Source organism: Streptococcus mitis (assembly GCF_000722755.1).
In the GTDB taxonomy this organism is placed as follows: domain Bacteria; phylum Bacillota; class Bacilli; order Lactobacillales; family Streptococcaceae; genus Streptococcus; species Streptococcus mitis_CM.
Window position 1 is genome coordinate 546877 of sequence record NZ_JPFY01000013.1, and the last position, 25772, is coordinate 572648.

Sequence of the window (25772 nt, forward strand, 5' to 3'; positions counted from 1 at the left end):
TGATACAGGTGGAAATCTATTTGAAATCAAACCACAGAATCCATATAGCGAGGCTGATTTGAATTGGACAGAAGTAAATAGTCATGTCGTCCAAGAGTATCTCAATGAGTCCCAATAGGAAACGCCTTTGGAAGTAGTGACTCCTGAAAACTGGGCAGATTATGATGTTATTTTTATTAGCTATCCTATTTGGTGGCAAGAAGCTGCCTGGCCTATTAATGATTTCTTTAAAGAAAATGACTTTTCAGGAAAAACAGTCACTCCATTTGCGACATCTATTAGCTCTGATTTAGGGGAAAGTGGAAATTTACTAGCAGAGATGGCAGGGACAGGCAACTGGGAAGAAAGGCAACGGTTTATTTCATCAGCTACAAGCTCAGAAGTAGCTACATGGCTTACTGAGATAAGATATTAAGATTTCTATGGAAAGAGAAAACAACTCTTTATTCTCAAAAGAAATAAATTTTGGTATAATACTCTTTATTAAGGAGGAGTGAACATGAATTTAATGTCAAAAGAGCGTTTAATCGCTTTTACAGATGCCGTCTTGGCGATTATCATGACGATTTTAGTTTTGGAATTAAAACGGCCGGATCCGATTAGCTGGCAGGGTCTATGGGATTTGGGGACCAATTTTTTCGCCTACACCATTTCTTTCTTCTGGTTGGGAACCATGTGGGTTAATCTGCATCGTAGTTGGGATGGGGTTGATAAAATCAACACCAATTTGGTTTGGAGTTCGATTGTCTTACTCTTCTTTTCATCCTTTTTCCCCTACACCACAGCCTTGGTTTCGGCCGATTTTAACAATTCAGTTGCTCAAACCTTCTATGGGATCATTGTTCTTCTGGTAACAGCTTGTAACGTCTGGATGTATCACGAATTGCATAAACTAAATCCTGATGCTGTTGGAGCAAGCCGTTTTAACATTTTAGATAAGGAAGGTCTAGTTGATATTGCACTGAAGCTAATAGGTTTAGTCTTGACCTTGACGGTCTTCCCTTCTGCCATGATGTGGGTGGTGTTGTTTACGTTCTTGGTCATCGTTTTACCTAGAGCAATTAAGCAGTAAACCTTATCAAATAAAAAAAGTATGGTTCTTTCAAGGGAACCATACTTTTTTCTGTACTATCAAGTGAATTGCATTAATACACTTTTATTCTTTTTCAACGTTGAGATGTAAAAGGTTTTTGTGGCTTCCTTATCTACGATTGGAACATGCACACGTTGGGTTGGATTGTCTGAGTTGGCCTGAGAGATATTGGTCGAAAAGCTTGGCAAAGCAGAAGCAGAGATCAGTTCGTCAAAGGCTTCCCAATCTGTCTGGACAATAAATTTGGTTTGTGTTAGCTGATCCACAAGTGGTTGCCAAATCCCCAAACCGGACCGCAAGAGCATGGTTAGGTTTGCCAAATCTTCCAATGCAATTTCCTCACGCATGGCATAGGGATGGGCAGGTGGAACGGAAATATAAAGTTGTTCTTTGAAGAATCCAGTTGTCAACACATCGTCATGCTCAATTGGAAAGTCTGTCACGATAAACTGGAATTTCTGACTAAGTAGGCCTTCTAGTAGGTAGTCATTATCGTGTAACTCGACATGGACTACTTGTTCTAAGTCCTGTTCTGCTAAACGATTCCTCACTTCCCATTCTACACCAGGAGCTGAGATGCCGCCAAATAAAATCGTGGCTTGGAGAGAAAAACGTTGGATATTCTTCAAAAATTGCTGCTCATGGTTGAGCAAAGCTTCTGCTTGTTGAACAGTATATTTACCAGTTTCCGTTAAGGAAAGTTTGTTTTTGCTTCGTTGGAAAAGCTGGACGCCTAAATCGTCTTCTAATTGACGCATATTACGGGTCAAAGACGGCTGTGAAATCAACAAAACCTCAGCTGCGCGTGATAGTGTCCCTTCTTTAGCGACCGTAATCAATTGTTCTAGGTGCTGTAAATTGATCATATCTTCTCCTTTGTGACTATTCACTTTATAAATAGCAGTCTAACTAATTGCTATTGTACTATTTTTTAAAGCACTTGTAAAATAGAGACATCAAGTGGAGGTGGCTGTATGAATAAGATTAGATTAAATAATGGAATAGAAATGCCGCAGGTTGGGATGGGACTGTTTCAGCTGAAAGGTGATGAGACTCAAACCTACATCAAACAGGCGATTGAGGCTGGGTATCGCTTATTTGATACGGCTAGTATCTATAGTAATGAAGCAGATTTAGGGCAGGCCATTAAGGATTCAGGAATTGCTCGAGAGAATTTTTTTATTACCAGCAAGGTCTGGATTCATTCTGATGGCTATGAGGCGACGATGAAGGAGTTTGAAACAAGCCTAAATCTCTTGGGAACAGATTACATTGACCTGTATTTGATTCATCAACCGATGGGGGATGTTTATGGATCTTGGCGTGCCATAGAGGAGCTTTATACTCAAGGGAAAATTAAGGCTATTGGAGTATCGAATTTCTCTGAAGATCGTTTGCTTGATTTTATTTTAAATACAAAAATTGTTCCAGCAGTAAATCAAATTGAGCTTCATCCTTTCTTTCATCAATCATCCCTAAGGAAACTGATGAAGGATTACGGGATTCAGGTTCAGGCTTGGGGCCCGCTTTGTGAAGGGTTGAAAAATATCTTTCAGCATCCAGTATTAGAAAAGATCGCGAAAAAACATCAGAAATCCATTGCTCAAATCGCTTTAAAGTGGAGTGTACAGATGGGCAATAGCGTCATTCCCAAATCAACAAATCCCGTACATTTGGCAGAAAATGTAGCCCTTTGGGATTTTGAATTGGACCAAGAAGACTTAGACCAAATCAAACAGCTTGACATTGGTTACAGTGAGATTATTGACCATAAAAATTTAGCTATTGTAAAAGGATTGAACCTGTGTTTAGGGAGTGAGAAGACTCATGTCTAAAGGAGGAATTATGGTATTTACAAAAGATACAAAAATTAGAGAAATTACCCAACATCCTAGTTTTAGAGGATTTGGACACTTATTATTTCCGCTTCAGCTGGCCTTTCATCCTGAGGAGACTGTTCAAGATGTGACTGATTCAAACCATTTTATCTGGTATTCAAACCTGAAAACAAAGACCAGTTTAGAGGTTTTGAACAACTTGCTCGAGCGTGCTCAAAAAAATGAACAAATCTTTTTCCCCATTTATGATAAGGACGAGATGGTGAAGGACCCAAGTAAGAGAGAAACCGGGCTGTTTTACTTCAAAGGGAAGGAATATGAGAAATTTGCCCTTGTCAATGCAGGCGGTGGTTTTCATTATGTTGCTGCCTTGCACGACAGTTTTCCACAAGCCTTGGCCTTAAGCCAAAGAGGCTACAATGCCTTTGCTCTGATTTATCGCCCCAAGAAGGCCTATGAAGATCTAGCACAGGCCCTAGATTATCTTTATAGTCACTCCAGTGAATTAAAGATAGACCCTGACCAGTATTCGCTTTGGGGTGGTTCTGCTGGAGCTAGGATGGCTATTCGCTTAGGTAACAAAAGTGAATTACAACGTTTAACAAGGACATCCATAGAGCCAGCCAGCATAGTTGTTAGTCAATATACTGGTTATTCATCTGTTTCTAGAGATGATGCACCGACCTATGCCAATTGTGGTACTAATGACGGGATTGCCAATTGGCAAGTGATGGAAAATCGACTGAAGAACTTGAAAAAGCTTGGGATTGAAAGCCAGTTTCACGTCTATAAAGGGTTGAGGCATGGATTTGGCATTGGAAAAGACACAGTAGCAGAAGATTGGATCGATAACGCCATTTCCTTCTGGGAAAAACAAATCAACAAATAGAAATTGGAGGAAAGCAATGAGATTAGCAATTATTGGTGCTTATTCTCCAACAAATAATCGGGTCGTCGGTGCTCAAGTCACCCGCCAAGCAGTTGCCCAATATATCATGGACTTATTGCAAGATCCAAGTCGTGACTTGGGTGTGAGCGTTGGAATAGTGGAGCCAGGAAGTGAAGCTTTGGCGAAACCAGTTTTCTACTAAGAAAGTGTGAGTATATGAAAAGAAAGAGTGAATATATGAAAAAAGAATCATTTGGGATCATCTTACCCATTACCTTATTAGCTTATTTTTTGATCTTAATGGATAATTCCATTATCTTTACCAGCTCTGTTCAGATTGGGGAGAGTTTAAACCTAACAGATACCAGTCTAGCTTGGGTGTCAAATGCCTATACGCTTACCTTCGGTGGCTTTTTGCTCCTATCTGGTCGCTTGTCTGATTTGTTGGGTCGTAAGCGAATTTTTCAAATTGGTCTAGCTATATTTGGACTGAGTTCCTTGGTGATTGGCCTTGCCCAAAATGCATCTATGATGATTTTGGCACGTGCTATTCAAGGAATTGGAAGTTCTATTATCGCGCCAACAACCCTTGCCTTAATGATGGATACTTATACGGGTGAGATGCGAACAAAAGCTATTTCCTACTATGGTGCGACAGCTGGAATTGGATCAAGTGTTGGTCTCTTGATTGGTGGAGGGCTAACCAGTTTTGTATCCTGGCGAGCAGGCTTTCTAATCAATGTTCCTTTGACCTTGCTCTTGATGTATCTGACTCATCGCCATGTAGTTGCTAAGGCTGGACACCAAGAGAAAATAGATTACTTGGGGAGTTTATTGTCAGTTGCAGGTTTAGCGAGTCTGATCTATGGTTTGGATGGTGAGATTTACCCCCTTGCCTTTGTTATCGCTGGTTTTCTTATCTTGATTGGCTTTTATTTCTATGAAAAAGAACAAAAACTACCTATTATGCCACTAGACTTATTCAAAAATAAAGTTCGTTTTGGTGCCTATCTTGTCAGAGCTCTATTCATGATGGCTATGTTGCCCTATTGGTTCCTATTGCCACAGGTATTACAGGCTGAGTACGGTTTTTCTGCCTTGGGGTCTGGTTTTGCCTTTCTGCCCTTGACAATCACAACCTTCCTTACTGCTCTTCAGCTCCCCAAACTGACTAATCGATTTGGTAATAATCGTATTTTACTCATTGGAGAAATCGCTTTGTCACTTGGTCTTTTATGGGCTAGCCTATCACCATTAGAGTTGGGTTATGTGCAGGCTGTTGCCTTGCCAATGCTGGTGATTGGTATTGGTCAAGCAATGGTCGTTGCACCTGTGACGGCAGCAGGTATCTATCAAGCTCCTGATGACTTGGCAGGTTCGGCTAGTGGGTTGACAAATGCCATGCATCAAATTGGTGGACCAATTGGCTTATCTGTTATTATGGCGACGACATCGAATTTCTATGTCAGTCTTGGTTGGATGGCAGGTTTTAGCCTAGTCGCTTTGCTTTTTGTCCTTATCTTTGTTTATCAATTTGGAAAAAATCCCTAGGAGGTTTCTATGAGAAAAAGCTTTATTTTATTGGTAAGTATTCTAGTCTTAGCTGCTTGCTCCGTTCAAAATAACAATACTACAAGTAGTAGTTTATCAACCTCATCTTCATCTGTTCTTCCAAGCGGGAAAATGGACCAAAGTCAGATTGTAGCACCGCAAGTTGGTCTCTCAGATGCAGAGTGGAATAATAGTCGTGGAACAGTTTCAGATGGAAAAGATACCAATTCTAACCAAGAGCCAACTCTAATTTTGTCAGATGAGGCCGATAGTCTGATTGTCTATTTTTCACGGTCAGGCTCTACTGAGTTACTGGCTAGCAAGATTCAGGCACTTTCTGGTGCAGATGTGATTGAATTGGTTGCCAAAGAAACGTATAGTTCTGATTATGGTGAAACGGTACAACGGGCCAATCAGGAACGAAATGTCAAAAACACTCCTGAATTGGACGTAGAGATGCCAGATTTACCTCAATATCAAACCATCTATATCGGATATCCCATTTGGGGCATGACCATGGCAGAGCCCGTTGCAACCTTTATCGAGACCTATGCCAAAGAACTTGATGGAAAAACGATTATTCCATTTTCGACAAATGGAGGCTATGGACTAGGATCAAGTATCGATTATATCGAAACTATTTTGGCTGAAAACCAGGTTACCGCTCGTATTGAGCCTGCCTTTGCAGTCGAAGGAAATAAGGTCGATCAGGCTGATTCAGACTTGATGACGTGGTATAACAATTTAAACAAATAGAAAGAGGAAACTGTTATGAAAAGACGACAGATGATTTTTGGAATTGGAGTGGTAGCTATTTTAGCTGCCTTATTTACATGGAACTTCTCAAGAGGACGACAATCAACATCGACAAGTCAGAGGCAATCAACGACAAGTTCTCAAACGGCAACAGCATCAACCAGCCTACAAACCGATAGAGATTTATCAGGTGATAATGATGTGCTGGTTGTTTATTTCTCAAGAACGGAAGGTGTTTGGGATGGACCGCTGGAAGTTGGTCATACCAAGGTCATTGCGGATTACATTACCAATGCAACTAATGCAGACCAGTACGAAATTGTTCCAAAGGTTGCGTATCCTAAGGAGTATGAGGCAACAGCTAATCAGGCGCGTGAAGAACAAGAGGCAGATGCACGACCAGCTATTGCCAATGAATTGCCAGATATTTCAGGTTACGAAATCATCTTTATCGGAGCTCCTGTTTGGTGGAGTGAATATCCAATGATTGTGCGGACCTTCTTGGATGCTGAAGCAGAGAAATTAGCAAATAAAACTCTTGTCCCATTCACGACCCATCTTGGTTCTGGATTAGGCAATACCCAACGTCAATTGGAGAGTCAGTTCCCAAATGCAACCGTTCTAGACGGCTTTACAGTTCGCGGAGAAGATAAAACTGTGCAGAATGCAGAAAGTGACATCACCGCTTGGTTGAATAAAATTGGAGTCAGAAAATAATGCTAAAACAACAACCAAAAGTACTCTATTTGACTTGGACGGCAATATTGGTCGCCCTACCTCTGCCACTGATCATTTTGCTCAATACTAGTTTGCTTGACACAATTTCAAATCTCTTTTTATATGATTTAGGCTTGATTGCTTATGTCTGGTGGTTGGCCATTGTTTATCTGTCAACTCGACCGCAGTGGTTGGATCGCTTGATTGGACTTCCAGCTATGTACTTTGTTCATGGGATGCTGGGTGTCTTAGCTCTTCTAGCAATCTTTTTTCACCAACAATTTTTATTTTCCATGCATACAGAAATTCGTCTGACAGGTGAATGGGCTTGGTATTTAGCTGTTTTTGGAATTGCCTATGCCATCTTTTTCATGTCAGGTTGGTTGGTTGATCGGATGCCTGTGGCGAAACGCTTGAAAGATCGTTTGCAAATCTTTTTCAAACACGAGCTTTCCGTTTGGATTCACCGCTTGCATTTTGTCATGATTGGCTTAGTCTGGCTACATGTTCACTTCATCAATCGTATTGCCATTTTGACGCCATTTATTATCCTGTTTGATCTTTACACGGTTTACTTTTTGTCTTGCTATGTTTGGCAAAAGTATATTGTGGATTTTGGTAGTCTAGTCCAAGGTGAACTCATTGCAAGCACCAGCTTATCACCAACGGTACAAGAATTACAAATCAAAGTTCCCAAAGACCATCATTATCAAGCAGGGGATTTTTACTTTATGCGCTTTAAAGATAAAAGAATCAGCAGTGAGAAACACCCTTTTTCCGTTGCCTCTGCTCCTAGTCAAGACGGCAATATCTTAACATTTATCATTCAAGGACTGGGAGATTTTACGAAGAAAGTGCCGAATTTACCAATTGACACACAGGTTGAGCTGGAAGGTCCCTTTGGTCGATTTGGTCCCATTATCGAAGAGAGTTCTGCAAAGCAGCCTATTATTCTCTACGGACTTGGCTCAGGTATTGCCCCTTTAAAAAGTATAGCTGACGAATACAGTGGTAAACGCTCGGTCCATATCATTTGGAGCGGGAAAAATGAGCAAGAGATGTATTATCAAGAATACTTCGAAACCTTAGCCCAAGACAATCAGTTGACCAGTTATCACGGAAAAGCTCATCGCTTTACCAAGGAAGAATTAGGAGAAATTCTATCTGCCAAGGAAATGAGACAGGGATTATTCTTTATTGTTGGTGGTGCACAAACACTCTTAAAAGTTGAAAAAACGCTCATTACCTTAGGTATTTCTAAAAATAGGATTCATGATGAGCGCTTAACTATGTAGGATGTAAAGGAGGAACAATGAAAAGAACTCTTATTTCTACATTAACAGCCTTGCTATTAGTCGTTCTAGGGACGATTCTTTATCTAAACTTTGAAAGCAATGAAGCCAACAATTCAACAGAGTTGATAAGCCAAAATGTGTCAAGTTCTTCTCGCACTAACTCGCTTTCTAAGGAACAGGGAAGTAGAATTGACGGTATGACCTATACAACGACTTATGATGGCAAAGAGTATAACAAGGAAGCACTTGTCTATGTGCCTGATTCGTATGTGACAGGCAAACCAATGAATATCCTTTATCTCATGCACGGATCAGGCATGTCTGCTGAGCAAGTAGCGGCAGACGTCAAACCACTGCTAGATAACTGGATTGCAAATGGAGATATTAGGCCACTGCTGGTTGTATTTCCGACTTATTATCCAGATCGAAGTTTTGTTGTGTCGAATTATTCAGCCGATTATCCTTTAAATCATTACTTTGCAGAGACTGAAGTTTTAGAGGTTATGAAGACGGTTGAAAGTCAATACACGACCTTTGCTGAGACAGCCGATGAAACTGGTTTTACAGCAAGTCGTTCTCATAGAGCTTTCGGTGGCTATTCTATGGGCGGTATCACGACATGGGATGTGCTGCTTGAACAGAGTGATAAATTTTTCTACTACATGCCGATGGCAGGCGATAGCTGGATTGGACAAGTTACTGGTAGAAACAGCGATGAAGCTATTGCTGAAATCTTGGTCAGTGGTCTGCGAGAAAATAACTACGCGCAGAATGATTTCCAAATAATAGCGATGGTAGGTGGAAGTGATGGGACAAAATACAGCATGATTCCACAAATCGAAGCCCTCCGTAGCAATCATAGTGACCTGATAACAGCTGATAACCTTATTTATTGGGAAAATAACGGTGGCGGACATAATCAAGAATCATTTGAACTAGAGATTCAACATGGACTGACTTACCTTTTTCAAGAATAAGAGAAAGTGAGGAACAAATGACATTTCCAGATTTGAAAACCATTCCTAAACACTATTTCAAACCTAGCGATAGACCAGGTACCTTAGAAATCCTTAACTATCCCACTTTTGAAACTTTTTCCTACACGACAAGCTCCCCAATTCCAATTGAAAAAGAAGCCGTCATTTATCTTCCTTATGGCTATTCAGACCAGCAAAAATATCCAGTGGTTTATCTTAGTCATGGTGGTTGGTCCAATGAACGCACAACCATGGGAAGCCCTCATTCTCCCAATGCCTTCAAACACATTGTGGATCACGCGATTGCAAATGGAGAAATTGCCCCAGTTATCATTGTTAATCTCACATACAACAATATCAGTCCACAAGATTCTAGCGATTTTGGTTTAGCCGTTCAGCTAACAAGTCGCTATTATCGAGAACTGACCAATGATTTGATACCCGCTGTTGAGAGTAACTACAGTACCTACGCAGCATCAACCAGCCCAGCAGATTTGATAGCCTCGCGTCAATTTCGTGCCTTCAGCGGTTTTTCAATGGGTTCTGTCAATACCTGGCGAACCTTTGAAAATGCCTTAGATTACTTTTATTATTTCAATCCTATGAGTGGAAATGTTGGAACACCAGCTAAAGAATTCGCAAATATAGTTAAAGAGAAACAAAAAGACTTCTTCATTTATGCTGCTAGTGGCACAGATGATTTTGCCTACACCGCCTTTAAAAAGCAAGTCCTCTCTCTTGCCAGGAAAGTCCCATCTATCTTTAAGATGGAAGAAAATGTCATTTTCCGTGAAAGACAGGGAGGTAGGCATGATTACCAAGCGGTTTGTGATTATACCTACAATGCATTAGTTAATATTTTTTAGGAAAGATAGAAATTAGTATTTGAAGTTATATAATTAGATTAGAATGTAATCGTTATATCTATTGATATTGTCACATTGTGACAATATATAAAAATCCTAAAGAAAGTACACTATACTTTTCATAGGAGTAGGTAATGTACAGACGATTGAGAAATTTAAGAGAGGATCATGATTACACTCAAAGATATGTTGCAGAAATTCTTTCGTTCTCTCATACTAACTATGCAAAAATAGAGCGTGGTGAAGTAACATTGACAGCAGAAATACTTATTGAGCTCTCAAATTTATACAACGTTAGTACAGATTATTTGCTAGGGCTTACAGACTTTCCTCAGCGAATAAAACATAATATAAAATAGTCCCTCCTGATTTGTTCATTGATAATTGAATAATCTTAGGTGGGACTTTATTTGTTGAACATTAGAATGTAATGCGCTAGAAAATGAGTGAGAATCATTTATTCAAAAATAGTATGGTAACCTATCTGCCATGATGCAAATAATGATACTTCTGACCGTTCAGGCTGCCATCGTAAAAAGATAGCGCGTAAAACTCCCATGAGTGATATTACCAATCATTCCCACTGAGAGCAACTTAGAGTAACATGTTATCAGGAGGGAAAGTTCTGGAATAATAAGTAGTAAAATACAGTATGCAATTTTCAATGCTTAAATTTTTATACTCCCGAAATATGCTAACTAATTGTCACATAATCAAAAGGTTGGAATTTATAAGTGTGGAAGAAAGTTTTCAAACTATGTCCCCTTGTTTTTTCTTTCATCACTTCTGTGAACTCTGTCAGAAAGTCAGGCTAAATCTTATTTAGTTATAAGTAATAGCTAGCTTCTATAGAATGATAATGAAAATTCTAGATTGGATTTGCATAATACTGTTATCAGTAGATCTTCTATCCATTGATTTGTTTCGCCTGTGTTACAAAATTTCTATTAGTTTTACAAGTAAAAATAGAACGGTTTCTATTCTAATGACGAGCAGTCTAAGCAGTTTTTTCCTTTGTTTAAATAAAACTAAAATTTAGTATTGTTCAGCTTCAGAGAAGTGCTTGAATGACTGATTTGTGAACATTTTCCAATACTTTTGTAATATTTTCGAGACTATAATATATCAGATAAATATGTCTTTTGTGTTTTACTTTATTTTACAATAAGACTAATTTTTGAATGTCAGTAATTTTAAATAGTTGATAAAATCTTTGTTCTCAGTCGGTTAATAGATATGCTTATGAGAAGTGTTTAATAAATTAATTTTAGTTCAAAATGTCCAATTTGGACACTTTGAATGATTTCTTAGTTTTATATATTATACTCTTCTCAGGAGAAAGCTAGATGTACAGACGTTTGAGAGATTTGAGGGAAGATCACGACTTGACCCAAAAACAAATAGCTGAAATGCTTTCGTTTACAAACTCAGCTTATGCTAAAATTGAACGAGGTGAGCATACGTTAACAGCAGATGTATTGGTAACTCTCTCAAACTTTTACGATGTCAGTACAGACTACCTATTGGGATTGACAGATTTTCCTGATAAAATTCGCTTTAGAAAATAATCTCCTCAATTTCATAGAGTGTGAAAATGAGGAGATTTTTTATTTGTTCTTTGACAATTGAATAGTCCAAAATGGTACTTTCCTCATTTGTGGAGCAGTTTTGAATGGCTCGCCATGATAAGAGCGATATTAAAACCATCAATAAAATAGAGCGATACTTTATATGCCATGATACAAATGATATACAATGATACTTCTGACCGTTCAGGCTGCCACCGTAAAAGAGCAGCAAGTGAAATTCTTATGATGACTTCATCAGTCATGCCATGGAGGAGATTGATAAAAGATAAAAGATAAAAGATAAAAGGGAAGTGATTTTTTGAAATCAAATTTAGAAAATTATATAGTCGAGCTAGAGATGCTAAATCTATTATTCCTAAAAAAACTTATTAGCGAAAAAGAATATGAAAAAATAAAGCTGAAACTGCGTAAAATATACACAAATTAGCTGACCTTTTTTATTGGTTGCGGTAAAATAAATGCAGAGAAATAGGAGGTTAAGCCATGTCAAATAACGTTGAAATTATAAAAGCAAATCCTTTAGTAACTAGAAGAAATGATAATAGTGGTTCTTTATCGAGGAGAGTAGCAGCATATTGTCGTGTTAGTTCCGATAGTGATGATCAAAAAAATAGCTATGATTCTCAAGTTCGTCATTATAGAGAGTATATATCACAGCACCAAGATTGGATTTTGGTTGACATTTATGCTGATGAAGGGATTTCAGGAACTCAAGTTGGAAAAAGACAAGATTTTCAAAGATTGATTTCAGATTGCCTTGATGGAAAAATAGACTATATCATTACCAAAGCCATTGCTCGCTTTGCTAGAAATACATTAGATACTCTCAAATATGTTCGTTTGCTCAAAGATAAACAAATTGGTGTATTTTTCGAAGAAGAAAATATTGATACTTTAACTATGGATGGTGAGTTACTATTGACGATATTGAGTTCGGTGGCTCAACAGGAAGTTGAAAATACATCTGCCCATGTTAAAAAAGGTTTAAAAATGAAGATGCAACGTGGAGAGCTTATTGGTTTTCAAGGTTGTCTTGGTTATGACTATAATCAAGATACAAAGTCGATATCAATAAATGAAAAAGAAGCCAAGATAGTACGTTATATTTTTGAACGATACATTGATGGTATTGGGGGTAGGGCAATAGCTAGAGAACTTGATGAACTAGGTTATAAAACTCCGAGAGGTCTTGATCACTGGCAGGATACAACAGTTTTAGGAATTATTAAAAACGAGAAGTATAAAGGTGATATTCTAATGGGGAAAACTTTCACTGTTGACCCTATTAGTAAGAGACGTTTAATAAATTTCGGTGAAGAAGATAAATACTACATTAAAAATAATCATGATGCAATAATTAGTCCAGAAATTTTTACACAGGCGCAAGAAATTAGATTACGGAGATCAGGAAACAAAAAAACCATAGCAAATACAAAAGGTAAACGAGAAAGATATTCAAGAATGTACCCTTTTAGCAGTAGATTGGAATGTGGTTTTTGTGGTACTGTTCTGTCTAGAAGAAGTTGGCACTCTAGTTCAGAGTACAAAAAGATTATTTGGCACTGTACAACATCTATAAAGAGAGGTAAAAAGTATTGCACTCATAGTAAAGGAATAGAGGAAAAAGCAATAGAAAATGCTTTTTTACAGAGCTACCAACAGTTGTTTTATGAAAATCATAACCTAACTGAGGACTTTCTTGAAATTATAAAAGAAGAGCTTACTGATGATACCTTAAAAGTGGAATTGAATAAGATAGTTAGTAAATTAAATTCGTTGTACAAAAAAGAAGAAAAATTAGTTTCAATGAATCTTGATGGAAAAATAAGTGATTCTGTATATGAAGATAAATTTAATCAAATACAAATTGAGAAAGAAAAACTTTTAGAAGAAAAAGTAAACTTAGAAGTAACTTTAAAATCAGAAGTTGATATAAAAAGTAGATTAGAGAATTTTAAAGAAATTTTAACTTCACAAAAGACTTTGACTGAGTTTGACAAGGACATTTTTGAAAGTATCGTAGAAAAAATTATAGTAGGCGGAATAAATTCTGATGGAGAAATTGATCCAGCAATGTTGACTATAATTTTTAAAACAGGAGATTCTTCGACTAAAGATGCAAAATCTTACAAATCTAAAAGGAAGAATGCTAAAATAGAAAATGATAAATTGTGTTTTAATGCCGTAACCGATGACGAAAAAAAGTGTACAAATAAAGAAAACAGCGCATGTGGAGGTGGTATCACTGCTTGTACGAGATGATACTTAAGCGAAGTAGAAACAGAATAGTAGTTTATATTTTTACAGAAAATCTAGTAACTTTATAGTAAACATTACGATCTTACAGGAGTCAATAACTTTTTACAATATTACTTCAGTAAACAATTAAAATTCTTAGTTTTTAGTATAAAATGTTTTTTTATGGACTAATTATGTGCTAGATAATGGACAGAATAATTAGCACATAGAAAGAGAAAAATTGACAGATGGACTAAGGTAGAATTGTCAGTAACTGTGACCGAATGGTTAAGGTCTTTTTCTAGTTTTAGTGGTATAATAAACAATATGAATAAGCTGTTTTGGGAGGACGAAATGACTGATAGTATTAAAGTGAAGAAAGTTGAAATAGACTCTAAAAAAATTCCCTTAGACAGCTCAACAAACGACTCTGAGAAGATAAAATTGGGACAAAATACTACATCTATTTCTGTTTTGGCTGATACCTTTAGTAACTTTCAAGCAACTGTAAATGCTAACATTATTTCAGAATTAATTGCAACTTCAAATGTATTAAATTCAGCTAAGTTAGTAAATTTTGCTAATTTGACGACTCCTTTAGTAAGTCTGCCTTCATTAATTCAAGTTGAAAAAAGCGCTATTAATGTCATGTCAGAAGTGGTTGCGTCGTACAATAAAACGTTATCAAGTACACACTTGCAAGCAATTCAAAACATTGCAGATTCTGCAAAAAAATTAATTGCTAGCTATCAAATTGATTATTCAAAGATTTTTAGTGGCATCAATGAACTTTTAAAATCACTGCCTTCGATTTATACAAAAGAAGAAATTGAGCAGATTATTTCTCGAGTTCAACTGCTGGCAGAAAATGGATGGGTTATTTATTTTCGTGATAGAAATGTTTATCAACGTTTACTTTCTGAGGAATGGAATACCTTGGAGGACGAATGGATAGAGCTGCTTAGGGATAAACTAAAAAATGAGGATTTTATTATTGACTTACAAAATTCGCCGTGTTATTCAGCTCCTCTTGTAAAATCAATGGTTGATTGCTACTTTAATCGAAACTTTTATGCAGCATACACTTTGGGAAGTTTGGCAATCGATGGTGCACTAAATAGAATTTCAGAAATGACTTCATTAGAGAAAAAAATACCAGTAGGTCACCGAGCGATTAAGGAAATTGATAATATATTTATTGATAAGTCGTTTAGCGATGTAGGACTGATGCACTGGCTGTATAGTTTCTTCAAAGATACTAATAGATTTACACTTGATGAACCAAATCGACATATGATTAGTCATGGTCGGTGGGAGAAAGAAATCGAAGAACAAGAGTTTTTGAAGTTATTTAATGCAATGTTGTATATTTGTGATGAGTATGATTATTGGGAAGAAATTATTCGTTATGAACAAGACAATTAAGTATTTTTGGAGGTTAAACACCTATGCTTGAAATATATCCTTTTATTCAGGAGCTAGTTAAGTGTGAAACGACCATACAGAAAATAGAAGTTTTCAATAGATGGAACCTTCATGAGTGTAGAGTTTTTCTATTTGATGAAGAAAAGTCAAATTTTGGTAATATAGGCAAATCATTTAGCTATGGAAAGTTTAATCTGATTGGTTTGGGAGATTACCCAAAAATTTGGGTCATTGATAAAAATACTGTGAATGCTAAGGATAATTTCTTACCCGTTGCCAGAATTATCAATTACGACCTAAACATTTTTACCTACATACATGATTTATATAGAGGAAGAAATGTCCCAGATAAGGAGAATTTAATTAGATTTTTACACGAGATTAAATCGTTGCGTCTAACAAATAATATTTCAACTGCTTTAATGGAAAGATATACAACCCCAATAAATCGTGAATTATTAGCTAAAATGATTGAAAGTTATGTTTATTTTGATAGCATTAATTTTGAATTATTTCAATCTAATGTGCCTCAGACTCTAAAACCAGATAAATATATTTGGATGAAAGAAATCTGGGAAGATGCAGAATACTACCTAAGCAATGATGAGGTGATACAACATTATGAGGCAGTGTGTTGCTATATATTGAAAGCATTCATTTTGAAAAATACCAAAAATCTTTCTACAAAAGCTAAAGTGGCTGAGTTTAAACGCTATTGTATTGAGGATTTATGCGTATTTTTAGAATTGGAAATGACTTTATTAATACTTTTTTTGAAAAATGATAGTGCGGTTCAAGAAATATTTAAAAAGTTGCAGTTAAAGGCTGGTAAGTTAATTAATAAAATACATAATACAGCATGGGATATTTTTCATATAAGACTATTGGAGCAAAGTACTTTATTAAATTGTATTGAAAACCCAGATGTGATTTATCTCCACTATTTTGCAACTGCGGATTCTGGGTTGGCCGAGGTATTACGAGCTAATCCAATTAAAATGCTAGTTTATTATAATAAAATAATTATACCTATACGTCGGTATGATGCAAAAGATTTTTTCACTCAAGATGAGTTAGATTTTTATACTACTGAAGAAAGAATTAGATTACGTACAGAGAAAGTTCAGAGTATTGATTTCTGTTCTATAAAGCAGAGATTGAGCAGTGAGTTAGGGGATTTACTTACTAAATAAATTTTAATAGTTCCATTCCATAGTATAACTCCAACAGGAAAATACATAGCTTTAGATAAATTAGAGAGTATCTGCTTAGTGCTGAACTGTACTCCTATCCTAATGATGTACTGGAATTTATGAAGGAGGAAAAATAGAAAATGAAAGATACAGAACTGAAAAAATTAAAAGATAAACTATGGCATTCTGCCGATGTTCTTCGTGCGAGTGCGCATTTAGCTGCAAATAAATATGGTCAGCCTATTCTTGGGCTTATCTTCCTTAGATATGCAGATATTTTATATAAACAACATAAGGATGAAATTGAAGATGAATATAATCGCCTAAAAGGTAGTCGTATGGAAAAATCCGTGAAAGAAATTTCTTTAGAAAAGTGCGGTTTTTATCTTCCAGAATGTGCTTATTATGACTTTATCAATGACGCGCCGGACGATGCGAACAAAGCTATTCTTGTAAAGGAAGCTATGGAAGCCATTGAGAATGAAAATCATAGAATGGAGGCAGTGCTTCCTAAAGAAGTATATGCGCAGCTAGTACCGGAAGAGGAACCAGAGCTTCTTTCTAACATCGTACGTATTTTCAAGGATATTCCTGAAAATAGCACCATTGATATCTTTGGTGAAATTTATGAATACTTCTTGGGGAAATTTGCACTTTCGGAAGGTAAGGATGGGGGAACATTCTATACACCTGCAACTGTTGTAAGATATATGGTCGAAGTATTAAATCCTCAACCAGGTGAAAAGAAGTTCCTAGATCCAGCATGTGGTTCAGGAGGTATGTTTGTTCAGGCTGCAAGATACATGCATAATCACAACGCCAGCGAGAGTGAACAAATGAAATTCCGTTGCTATGGTGTTGAAAAGGAACCGGATACAGTAAAACTAGCAAAGATGAATCTTCTCCTTAATAATATCCGTGGTGATATTACACAAGCTAACTCTTTTTATTCAGATCCGTATAATGCAGTTGGACAATTTGACTATGTAATGGCAAATCCACCCTTTAATGTAGACGAGGTTGTGGTTGAGAAAGTTTCTGATGATGCTCGTTTTAATACGTATGGTGTACCAAGAAACAAGAGTAAATCGACAAAGAAAAACGCTGATAAGAAAGAAACAGTGCCAAATGCTAACTATTTATGGATTGGCTACTTTGCTACTGCATTAAATGAGAATGGAAAAGCAGCTCTTGTGATGGCAAATTCTGCTTCGGATGCTTCCAGTTCAGAATATGAAATCAGAAAGAAAATGATTGAAGAAGGTATCATCTCACAGATGGTGACTCTTCCTTCTAATATGTTTTCATCAGTAACTCTTCCTGCAACTCTCTGGTTTTTTGATAAGCAGAAGCCAAATACTGAGAAGAAAAATGAAATCTTATTTATTGATGCTAGAAATGTATTTACTCAGATTGACCGCGCTCATAGAAAGTTCTCTGATGAACAGATTAAAAATCTTGGTGTCATAACAAAACTATATCACGGCGATACACAGGCTCTTGTTGACTTGCTTGATGAATACAAAACAGAACTTGCAAATGCACCAGAATCTTCTGATGATAAAGAAGTTTTAACTAAAGATTACTGGCAATCTCAGATTGACTGGTTAACAGAAAGATTTCCACACGGTGTATATGCTGATGTAATTGGTCTTTGTAAAGCTGCTTCAATGGATGGTGAAGACGGAATTATTGAACAGGACTACTCCCTCAATGCAGGACGTTACGTAGGTGTGGTTATTGAAGACGATGGCTTAACTAAGGAAGAATTTAAAGAAGAAATGCTATCCCTTAATTCTGAATTTATTTCTTTAAGTGCTGAGGCAAGGGAACTTGAAGAACTCATTGCACATAATCTGAAAGAATTGTTGGGTGAGTGATATGGAATATGTAAAACTTAGGGATATAACAACGAAAATAACAAAGGGAACAACTCCATCTAATATAGGTGCAAGCTTTGCAGAAGAAGGAATAAATTATTTTCGCTCTGAAATGTTAGGAAAGGCTAAGTATTTGGATAAGTCTAGTGGAATGATGTTCATTTCAGAGAGCACACATAATAAACTCAAAAGATCTCAAATTGAGGCGGACGATATTTTATTTTCCATGGCAGGAATTTATCTTGGCAAACTTGCAATTGTAAAAGAAGAAGATGTTCCAGCTAATACCAATCAAGCAGTAGCACTTATTCGCTTTAACAAAGGTGTAAATATTGACTATCTATATTACTTTATGGTTCAAAAAAGTTTCAATGCCTATGTGAATTGTATGAGTGCTCAAGCAGCGCAACCCAATATTAACCTTAAGCAAATTGGTAATTTGCAAATAGCACTTCCCACCGATGAACAGCAGAAAAGAATAGCTGATATTCTTTCAGCTTACGACAACCTCATTGAAAACAACAACAAGCGGATCAAGTTGTTGGAGCAAATGGCACAGAATTTATATAAGGAATGGTTCGTAAGATTCCGTTTTCCGGGATATGAGAATGTGGAGTTTGAAGGTGGGATGCCTAAAAATTGGGTAAAGGATAAGATAAGAACATATTACGAAACAACATCTGGCGGAACTCCTAAAAGATCAAATTCTGATTACTTTGTGAATGGAAATATACCGTGGTTAAAAACAGCGGAATTGAACGACGGTATAATTTTAGATACAGATGAGCATATCACTGAGCTTGGCTTGAATAAATCATCAGCAAAATGGTTGCCAAACAACTCTGTCGCGATGGCTATGTATGCAGGGAATAATGTTGGAAAATTAGGATATTTAGATAAAGAGATGACGTGTAGCCAGGCATGCTGTATTTTATATGATAAGAGGAAATTTAGTTCGAAACATTATTTGTTTCATTACTTATTGTCTATTAGAGAATATTTACAAAATATTTCTTTTGGAGCTGCACAGCAAAACATCAGTCAAGATTTAATAAATAAAGTAAATATTATTATGCCAGATGATGAAGTGGTACGGCTTTTTGAAGAGAAAAAAAATGATATTTATAATGAAACTAGAATTTTACTGAAGCAAAACAAGGTTTTAATTCAGCAACGAGACATGCTTTTACCACGCCTAATGTGTGGTAACCTTGAAGTATAAGGAGGGGTCCATATGCGTAATTTTATATCTGAAGACGATATAGAACAGGCGATACTTGCAAAATTAAAAGCTGAACCATTTAAGTATGATATCCTCATTTGTGATGCTGATCCAAGCAAGCGTGATGATTTGAATGATGGCACAGGAAGAAGTTCTAAGAAAGAATGTGTTCTTCCTGATGTTATGCTGTCTTCCCTTAAGCGTATCAATCCTACTATCTCCGAAGACAAAATTAAGGAAATAGTAAAGTCCTTAAGGCAGGATTACACAGGTACGGATATTGTTGATACCAACTATAAAATATACAGACAAATCCGCAATAATATAAAAATCACAGTCCGTAGAAATGGAAAAGAAGATTTTGATTTTGTAAAGCTTATCGATTTTGAGCATCCGGAGAATAACACCTTCACAGCAGTTTCTCAGATGTGGATTCAAGGAAAGGTCTATTATCGTAGACCGGATATCCTTATTTTCATCAATGGAATGCCAATGGTGTTCATTGAACTGAAGAACAGCATCGTTAAGATTGAAGAAGCATATAATAAGAATTTAAAGGATTATTTACGAGATGTCCCGAATCTATTTGCATTCAATCAGATTTGTGTTCTTTCAAATGGATTAGAAACAAAGTTAGGTGCCTTTAATGCAACTTATGACTACTTTTTTGAATGGCTTAAAGTTGATAGTGAAAAAGAAATACTGGATCGAGAAGCGATTCACTCAGCTGAAAATGTAAAAGATAGTTCTGTAAGATATTTTGTTGATGGTTTACTAAACAAAGATAGATTGATTGACTATATCGAAAATTTTATACTTTTTGAAAATCAACGAATAAAAATTATCGCTAAAAACCATCAGTATTTAGGCGTAAACAATCTGATGGAATCAGTGGGAAACAGAAAAGAATTGAATGGTAAGTTAGGTGTATTCTGGCATACACAAGGTTCTGGTAAGTCCTACTCTATGGTTATATTTGCTCGTAAGGTTAAACGCAAAGTAGCTGGTAATTTTTCATTTCTTATTATCACAGACCGTGAAGATTTGGATACACAGATTCATAAGAATTTTGTGCGTACAGAAGTTATTGGTTCTAAAGAAGAGTGTCAACCAAAAAACAGCAAGCAACTGCAAGAATTCCTGACTACAAACAAGGCATTTATCTTCACACTGATTCATAAGTTCAGATACGACAAGACGAAGAAGTATCCTGTTCTTTCTACACGTGATGATATCATTGTTCTAGTTGACGAGGCACATAGAACACAGTACAAAGATTTAGCAGAAAATATGAGAACAGCACTTCCTAATGCTAATTTTGTTGCGTTTACAGGAACGCCACTTCTCGGTGCTAAGCGTCTTACTAATCAATGGTTTGGTGAGTATGTTTCAGAGTATAACTTTGCACAATCTGTCGAGGATGGTTCTACTGTACCATTGTTCTATTCCAGACGAGTTCCGGAAGTAGGTCTTGAAAATAATTTCCTTGATGATGATGTTGTAGATATTATCGAAGAAGAAAATCTTAACGACGACGAAATCCGTCTGTTAGAAAATGCATCCTCTCGTATTTTAGAAGTTATTAAACGTGATGACAGACTGGATAAGGTTGCGCAGGATATTGCATACCACTTTCCAAGACGGGGATTTCTTGGGAAGGGACTGGTTGTGTCAGTTGACAAATATACAGCTGTCAAAATGTATGACAAAGTGCAACATTACTGGGATATCGAAAAGCAGAAGTTTACGAAGCAGCGAAATTCTGCCACTACCAAACAAGAACGTGATCAGCTTAAACGCATTCTTACTTACATGAATAACGTGGAAATGGCTGTTATTATTTCCGAAGAGAACGATGAAACTACCAAATTTGCTAAACAGGGATTAAAAATATCAGAGCATCGTGCAAAGATGAAAGAAATCACACCTGATGGGAGAGATATCGAGGATAGATTCAAGAGTCCAGATGATCCTCTGCAATTAGTGTTTGTGTGTGCCATGTGGCTAACAGGATTTGATGTGAAAAACCTTTCTACGCTCTATCTTGACAAGCCGATGAAGGGGCATACGTTGATGCAAGCAATAGCTCGTGCTAACAGAGTTTATCCAGGAAAACCTGCTGGAATTATCGTTGATTATGTGAATGTTTTTAAATATATGAAGAAAGCGTTAACAGAATATGCCACGGGTAATGACGGAACAGAATTTCCTGCAAAAGATATAGATCAGCTAATCGGATACATTGATGGTACAATTCATGAGGCAGATTCTTTCTTGCTTTCTTTAGATGTTTCACTAGAAAAAATCATTGCAGATTCCAATACTCTGGATAAACTGGATGCTTTAAGAAGAGCTTATGACGCTATTATCTCTAAAGATGATGCTAAAGAGAAATTCAAGGTTATACTGAACACATTAACAAATCTCTACGAAGCATCAAAACCAGAAATCTTTGAAAGAAATTGGACTAATGATAAATTTGCACCACTCGTCTATTTACACGGATTGTTTTACCATACTATTGATGATGAAAAAGTAGCTCGTGCCAGACAAAAAATGAATCAAATTCTAGACGGTAGTGTAATTGCAAGTCAGGATTTCGTTAATTATGTTCGGGAGAAAGAAGCTCAGTACATGATTAAAGGGACAAAGGCCATAGATTTATCTAAAGTAGATATTGAGCAGCTAAGACAAGAAATAAAATTGGCTGAGTATAAAGCTATTGAAATTGATGATTTGAAGGAATATATAGAGCAAGCGCTAGAACAAATGCTTAAGAGAAATTGCACTAGAACGAAATTCTCTGAACGATTCAAACGCATTATTGATTCCTATAATGCAGGCGGTACTGAAAATGAAGATTATTACGAGCAACTTGTAAAACTCCTTGAAGAACTTCGTCAAGAGGACAATCGTGCCAATACAGAAGGTCTTGCTGAAGAAGAATTGGAAATTTACGATTTATTGGTTGCTGGAAAGAAATTGACACAGGTTGAGGAACAAAAAGTAAAACTCTCTGCAAAAAATCTGTTTAAGAAATTGATGGATAATCGTAGTAATCTTCTTGTTGTAGATTGGTACAAAGACGAACAGCCGCGTGCCAAACTTAAATATGAAGTTGAATTATCATTAAATCAGGATCTTCCTGAGAGTTATGACAAAGTAGCATTTGATTCTAAGGTTTCCTTACTCATCAATCATTTTGTCGACATGGCAGTACAAGGGTATGGATGGATTGGTCTTGCGTAAGGAGGTTAAATCATGCTTTTTGATGAAAGAGATTTGAGAGTATTTGACAATGCTGATTCAAGAGGTTATTTTGAGGAAATTCTACAGTCCTATTATAGTAAGAATTACAGAGCTTCTGTAGTATTGCTTTATTCATTCGTAATCTATGATTTATACAATAAATTACAAACAATGGCTTCTGAAGGAGATTCCAAAGCAACAAGAAAATTGTCAGAAATAAACCAGATGATTCAGGATGATGAAAAGTACTCAAAGGTAGAAAATGAAATAATCCAATTTTTTAAAGATAATTGTGCGCTATATTTTGATAGATTTACAGAAGATATAGATTATCTGAAAAACTGTAGAAATAAATGTGCACATTTAAAGGTTAATGATAATTCTTTGTTTCTTCCAAGTGATTACCATGCTAGAATGCTAATCTGTTCCATGTATGATAATATCTTATCGGTAAAAGCACCGTTTATTATGGATTTGTTTTCATTCGTTGAAAACGATGTGGAAGCTTATAGCCAGAAAATATTATCTGTTCCAGAAAATAGTATTGATGAATCAATTATTACTAATATTAAGAATAAATATTTAGAAAGAATGACGTATGACTCGTTAAAGAAGTCGTACAAAACATTTATACGATTATTACTTGTTTCAGAAGATGAACATTGTGAAAAAAACGCAACTGGATTGTATATGTTTGCGTATGCAATAACTGACTATTTAATTCGAAAAGGGCACTCAAATATTTTCAAGGATGATGGTGTGTTAAATGTTTTTTCTAAAATTCAAATAGAAAAGTTAAAAGCTAGTAATTTGAAAAAAAATGCATTAGTGGGATTAATTACGACATTTCCAGCTGTGATGGATCTGCTTAGATCTTTTGAAGATGTGTTTTCCTATATATCCGAATATGTATTATTGAAGCCTAAATGTCTAAATCACTATCGCTCATTTTATCCAAGAGAAAAAAAGACAATATATGAGTATTTCAAAGAACATGATGAACTACACAGTCCACTTTTAATTAGGAATTTATATGATACTCTAAAAGAGGATAATAGTTTTAATCTGGTAGAATTCACTGAACTTATGGCTAAATCTATACCTTCATATATGGGGTATTATGATGCAGATTGTTTTATGGATTTTTTTATTGAAAATATAAAATCGTTTGATTTAGAGCATATAAAGAATATACGTAATATTTATCAATCAGAACCTCAGTGTACGAATCGTAGAAATCATTCATCTGAAGATTCAAAAGTTAAAGAGTATATCGACAAACTAGAAAATCCGGATCTATTGGATGCTACAGAAACAGTACCGGATGCGGAGCTTAACGAAGATTTCCCATCATAAAAAAATGACCACACTTGAGCAGTTCAGAAACCATTGTTGTTATAGAGTTTTTCTGGTATAATAACAGATACTATATATACGGGAGTTTGTCAGTGGGTATTAAAACATCTCAATCGAGAAACGATATTGAAAGCATCCTTCGAAAAAGAGGTTTAAAATTTACTAAGCACGATTTGGATAAGGCCTTGCTTAATAACAATTATTTTAATTTGTTTAACGGTCTAGAGTCCTTACTTTTACCAGATAAAAATATTAAGCTTTATGATGGAGAGAGTATTGAAGATTTTTTAGACTTGTATAAATTCGACAAAAATCTATCTAGTCAAATTTTTAATCTTGTAATTTCTTTAGAAGATAAATTGAAAAATTCAATTGCTTATTATTTTTCTCAAAAACATTGCCGTACGACTGATACTACTATGGAATACCTTAATCCTCAAAAGTATATCGATCCAATTACTAGACCTAATTATCCATTTCAGAATTATCAGAATCAATCAATCTATAGACACTTTAGTCAGTTTAATCTATTTGGACAAGGTTTTTTAACAAAACTTGTTAAATTTAACGACCACATTGATGCTAATTTTTATAGAGATAGTTCATATGGTTTAACATATTCAGCAAGAAATACACACCCTTATTATCGGAGTTATAATAGCCAAAATAGGAGTTACTCAAATCCAGACTATAATGTTGCAGTACCTTTTTGGGTAAGTATAGAAACCTTAGATTTTGGAACAATTTTACGATTGCTCCATTATCTTGAAGATGATGTGCTGGATAGTGTAATGAAAGATTTTGGGATTGTAATTCGTCATAGAGCAGAATTTTTGAATATGTTAGATTTTATTAAAGAACTACGAAATCATTGTGCTCATGGCTTATTGATTTCTCGTTTTAGAACTCCGAAATATATGAAAATAAATGGGAATTTGATACATGTTTTTAATTTAACTCCTGTTTATCATAATACTTCAAATTCCTCTACGCCAGCGTCGGTAATAAAATTATTTGATGTGTTGAAAATCTTGAGTTTCTTTGTTGACACTAAACCAATTTACAAACAACTGCAGAAAATTATTTACCGTAATAATAAAAGATTCAAAGGGAACTATGATTTAAATGAAAGACTTCTAGAAAGAATGGGAGAGACTCAGTTATCTGTTTGGAAAAATTATCTTTATAAGAAAGTGAATTTTCAATTTTAGTTGTTGACATCAACAAACTGATATTGTATAATGTAATACATAAGAAAAGCTTTATAAGCATTTGGAGAAACGGTATCTCCATCGATAGAAGACCCTGGCATTTGTCAGGGTTTTCTTGGTTGAGTGACTTTTAGTTCGTTACGCTCTGTATGGGCATTATGATAATCTGATTTCGTTCAATAATATTATTGCAAAGTTAAGCAGCTTCATTTCGTTCTATAGTATGTGTAGGCACTGTCAGCACATGTTGAGGCGGTATCACTGCTTATACGAGCTGAGGCATCAGCGAAGTTGAAGTAGATGCTTCGCACATGGAATAGGACTTGTAGAATGAGGAGGGATATCGACGAAATGATACTGTAAGTCTGAAGCGCTGAGTGTGTTAGCTTATTAGTGAGATGTAGTTAATCACCAACAGATTCCACAA

General features: G+C 35.9%; 21 protein-coding genes and 1 pseudogene. 21 read left to right on the plus strand and 1 reads right to left on the minus strand.

All coding sequences use genetic code 11. The features are described from left to right. Positions 1–13: 13 nt before the first annotated feature. Together SK578_RS10615 and SK578_RS05920 are read left to right on the plus strand one after the other, a co-directional pair. Positions 14–415, plus strand: a pseudogene (locus SK578_RS10615) (flavodoxin); the annotation flags it as partial. A gap of 93 nt (positions 416–508) precedes the next feature. After that, positions 509–1072, plus strand: a complete 564-nt coding sequence (locus SK578_RS05920; RefSeq protein WP_042751511.1) for a TMEM175 family protein — start codon at positions 509–511, stop codon at positions 1070–1072. Positions 1073–1131: 59 nt separating this feature from the next. Here the strand turns inward: SK578_RS05920 and SK578_RS05925 are convergent, their stop codons facing one another. Next, entirely contained in the window at positions 1132–1959 is an 828-nt protein-coding gene (locus SK578_RS05925) for a LysR family transcriptional regulator (RefSeq protein ID WP_042751153.1), read from the minus strand. A 108-nt stretch (positions 1960–2067) separates the two neighbouring features. Here SK578_RS05925 and SK578_RS05930 point away from each other — a divergent pair, with 108 nt between their 5' ends. The 19 genes from SK578_RS05930 (at position 2068) to SK578_RS06020 (ending at position 25345) form a co-directional block, all read left to right on the plus strand. Further along, positions 2068–2928 (plus strand): aldo/keto reductase, encoded by an 861-nt coding sequence (locus tag SK578_RS05930; protein ID WP_042751154.1) that lies wholly within the window; start codon positions 2068–2070, stop codon positions 2926–2928. Positions 2929–2938: 10 nt separating this feature from the next. Beyond that, the gene (locus SK578_RS05935; RefSeq protein ID WP_042751155.1) at positions 2939–3820 is read left to right on the plus strand and encodes an alpha/beta hydrolase; all 882 of its coding nucleotides are present in this window, start codon (positions 2939–2941) and stop codon (positions 3818–3820) included. A gap of 16 nt (positions 3821–3836) precedes the next feature. Then, positions 3837–4022, plus strand: coding sequence for a Rossmann-fold NAD(P)-binding domain-containing protein (locus SK578_RS05940; RefSeq protein WP_042751156.1), 186 nt, complete (start codon positions 3837–3839; stop codon positions 4020–4022). Positions 4023–4057: 35 nt separating this feature from the next. Continuing rightward, positions 4058–5371 (plus strand): MFS transporter, encoded by a 1314-nt coding sequence (locus SK578_RS05945; protein WP_042751157.1) that lies wholly within the window; start codon positions 4058–4060, stop codon positions 5369–5371. Between the two features lie 9 nt (positions 5372–5380). Further along, entirely contained in the window at positions 5381–6127 is a 747-nt protein-coding gene (locus tag SK578_RS05950) for a flavodoxin family protein (RefSeq protein ID WP_042751158.1), read from the plus strand. A 15-nt stretch (positions 6128–6142) separates the two neighbouring features. Then, complete coding sequence (locus SK578_RS05955; RefSeq protein ID WP_042751159.1) at positions 6143–6844, plus strand: flavodoxin; 702 nt, start codon at positions 6143–6145, stop codon at positions 6842–6844. Then, positions 6844–8139 carry an FAD-binding oxidoreductase gene (locus SK578_RS05960; RefSeq protein ID WP_042751160.1) on the plus strand — a complete coding sequence of 432 codons (1296 nt, stop codon included), beginning with the start codon at positions 6844–6846 and terminating at the stop codon, positions 8137–8139. The genes SK578_RS05955 and SK578_RS05960 overlap by 1 nt, the downstream gene beginning before the upstream one ends. 17 nt (positions 8140–8156) lie before the next feature. Further along, the gene (locus tag SK578_RS05965; RefSeq protein ID WP_042751161.1) at positions 8157–9116 is read left to right on the plus strand and encodes an alpha/beta hydrolase; all 960 of its coding nucleotides are present in this window, start codon (positions 8157–8159) and stop codon (positions 9114–9116) included. Positions 9117–9133: 17 nt separating this feature from the next. Beyond that, positions 9134–9982, plus strand: a complete 849-nt coding sequence (locus tag SK578_RS05970; RefSeq protein ID WP_050491244.1) for an alpha/beta hydrolase — start codon at positions 9134–9136, stop codon at positions 9980–9982. A gap of 134 nt (positions 9983–10116) precedes the next feature. Further along, positions 10117–10341 (plus strand): helix-turn-helix domain-containing protein, encoded by a 225-nt coding sequence (locus SK578_RS05975; protein WP_042751162.1) that lies wholly within the window; start codon positions 10117–10119, stop codon positions 10339–10341. 987 nt (positions 10342–11328) lie between these two features. Next, positions 11329–11550 (plus strand): helix-turn-helix domain-containing protein, encoded by a 222-nt coding sequence (locus tag SK578_RS05980; protein WP_042751163.1) that lies wholly within the window; start codon positions 11329–11331, stop codon positions 11548–11550. Between the two features lie 504 nt (positions 11551–12054). Continuing rightward, the gene (locus SK578_RS05985) at positions 12055–13833 is read left to right on the plus strand and encodes a recombinase family protein (RefSeq protein ID WP_042751164.1); all 1779 of its coding nucleotides are present in this window, start codon (positions 12055–12057) and stop codon (positions 13831–13833) included. Positions 13834–14163: 330 nt separating this feature from the next. After that, positions 14164–15234: a hypothetical protein gene (locus tag SK578_RS05990; protein WP_042751165.1), complete on the plus strand. Its 1071-nt coding sequence runs from the start codon at positions 14164–14166 to the stop codon at positions 15232–15234. A gap of 23 nt (positions 15235–15257) precedes the next feature. Then, entirely contained in the window at positions 15258–16427 is a 1170-nt protein-coding gene (locus SK578_RS05995; protein ID WP_042751166.1) for a hypothetical protein, read from the plus strand. A gap of 140 nt (positions 16428–16567) precedes the next feature. Next, positions 16568–18307 (plus strand): type I restriction-modification system subunit M, encoded by a 1740-nt coding sequence (locus SK578_RS06000; protein WP_042751167.1) that lies wholly within the window; start codon positions 16568–16570, stop codon positions 18305–18307. Between the two features lies 1 nt (position 18308). Further along, entirely contained in the window at positions 18309–19529 is a 1221-nt protein-coding gene (locus tag SK578_RS06005; protein ID WP_050491245.1) for a restriction endonuclease subunit S, read from the plus strand. A 12-nt stretch (positions 19530–19541) separates the two neighbouring features. Further along, positions 19542–22778 carry a type I restriction endonuclease subunit R gene (locus SK578_RS06010; RefSeq protein ID WP_042751168.1) on the plus strand — a complete coding sequence of 1079 codons (3237 nt, stop codon included), beginning with the start codon at positions 19542–19544 and terminating at the stop codon, positions 22776–22778. Between the two features lie 12 nt (positions 22779–22790). Next, a complete protein-coding gene (locus SK578_RS06015) occupies positions 22791–24134 on the plus strand; it encodes a hypothetical protein (RefSeq protein WP_050491246.1) in 1344 nt (447 codons plus the stop codon). 92 nt (positions 24135–24226) lie between these two features. Further along, positions 24227–25345: an Abi family protein gene (locus SK578_RS06020; protein WP_042751169.1), complete on the plus strand. Its 1119-nt coding sequence runs from the start codon at positions 24227–24229 to the stop codon at positions 25343–25345. Positions 25346–25772: the final 427 nt, after the last annotated feature.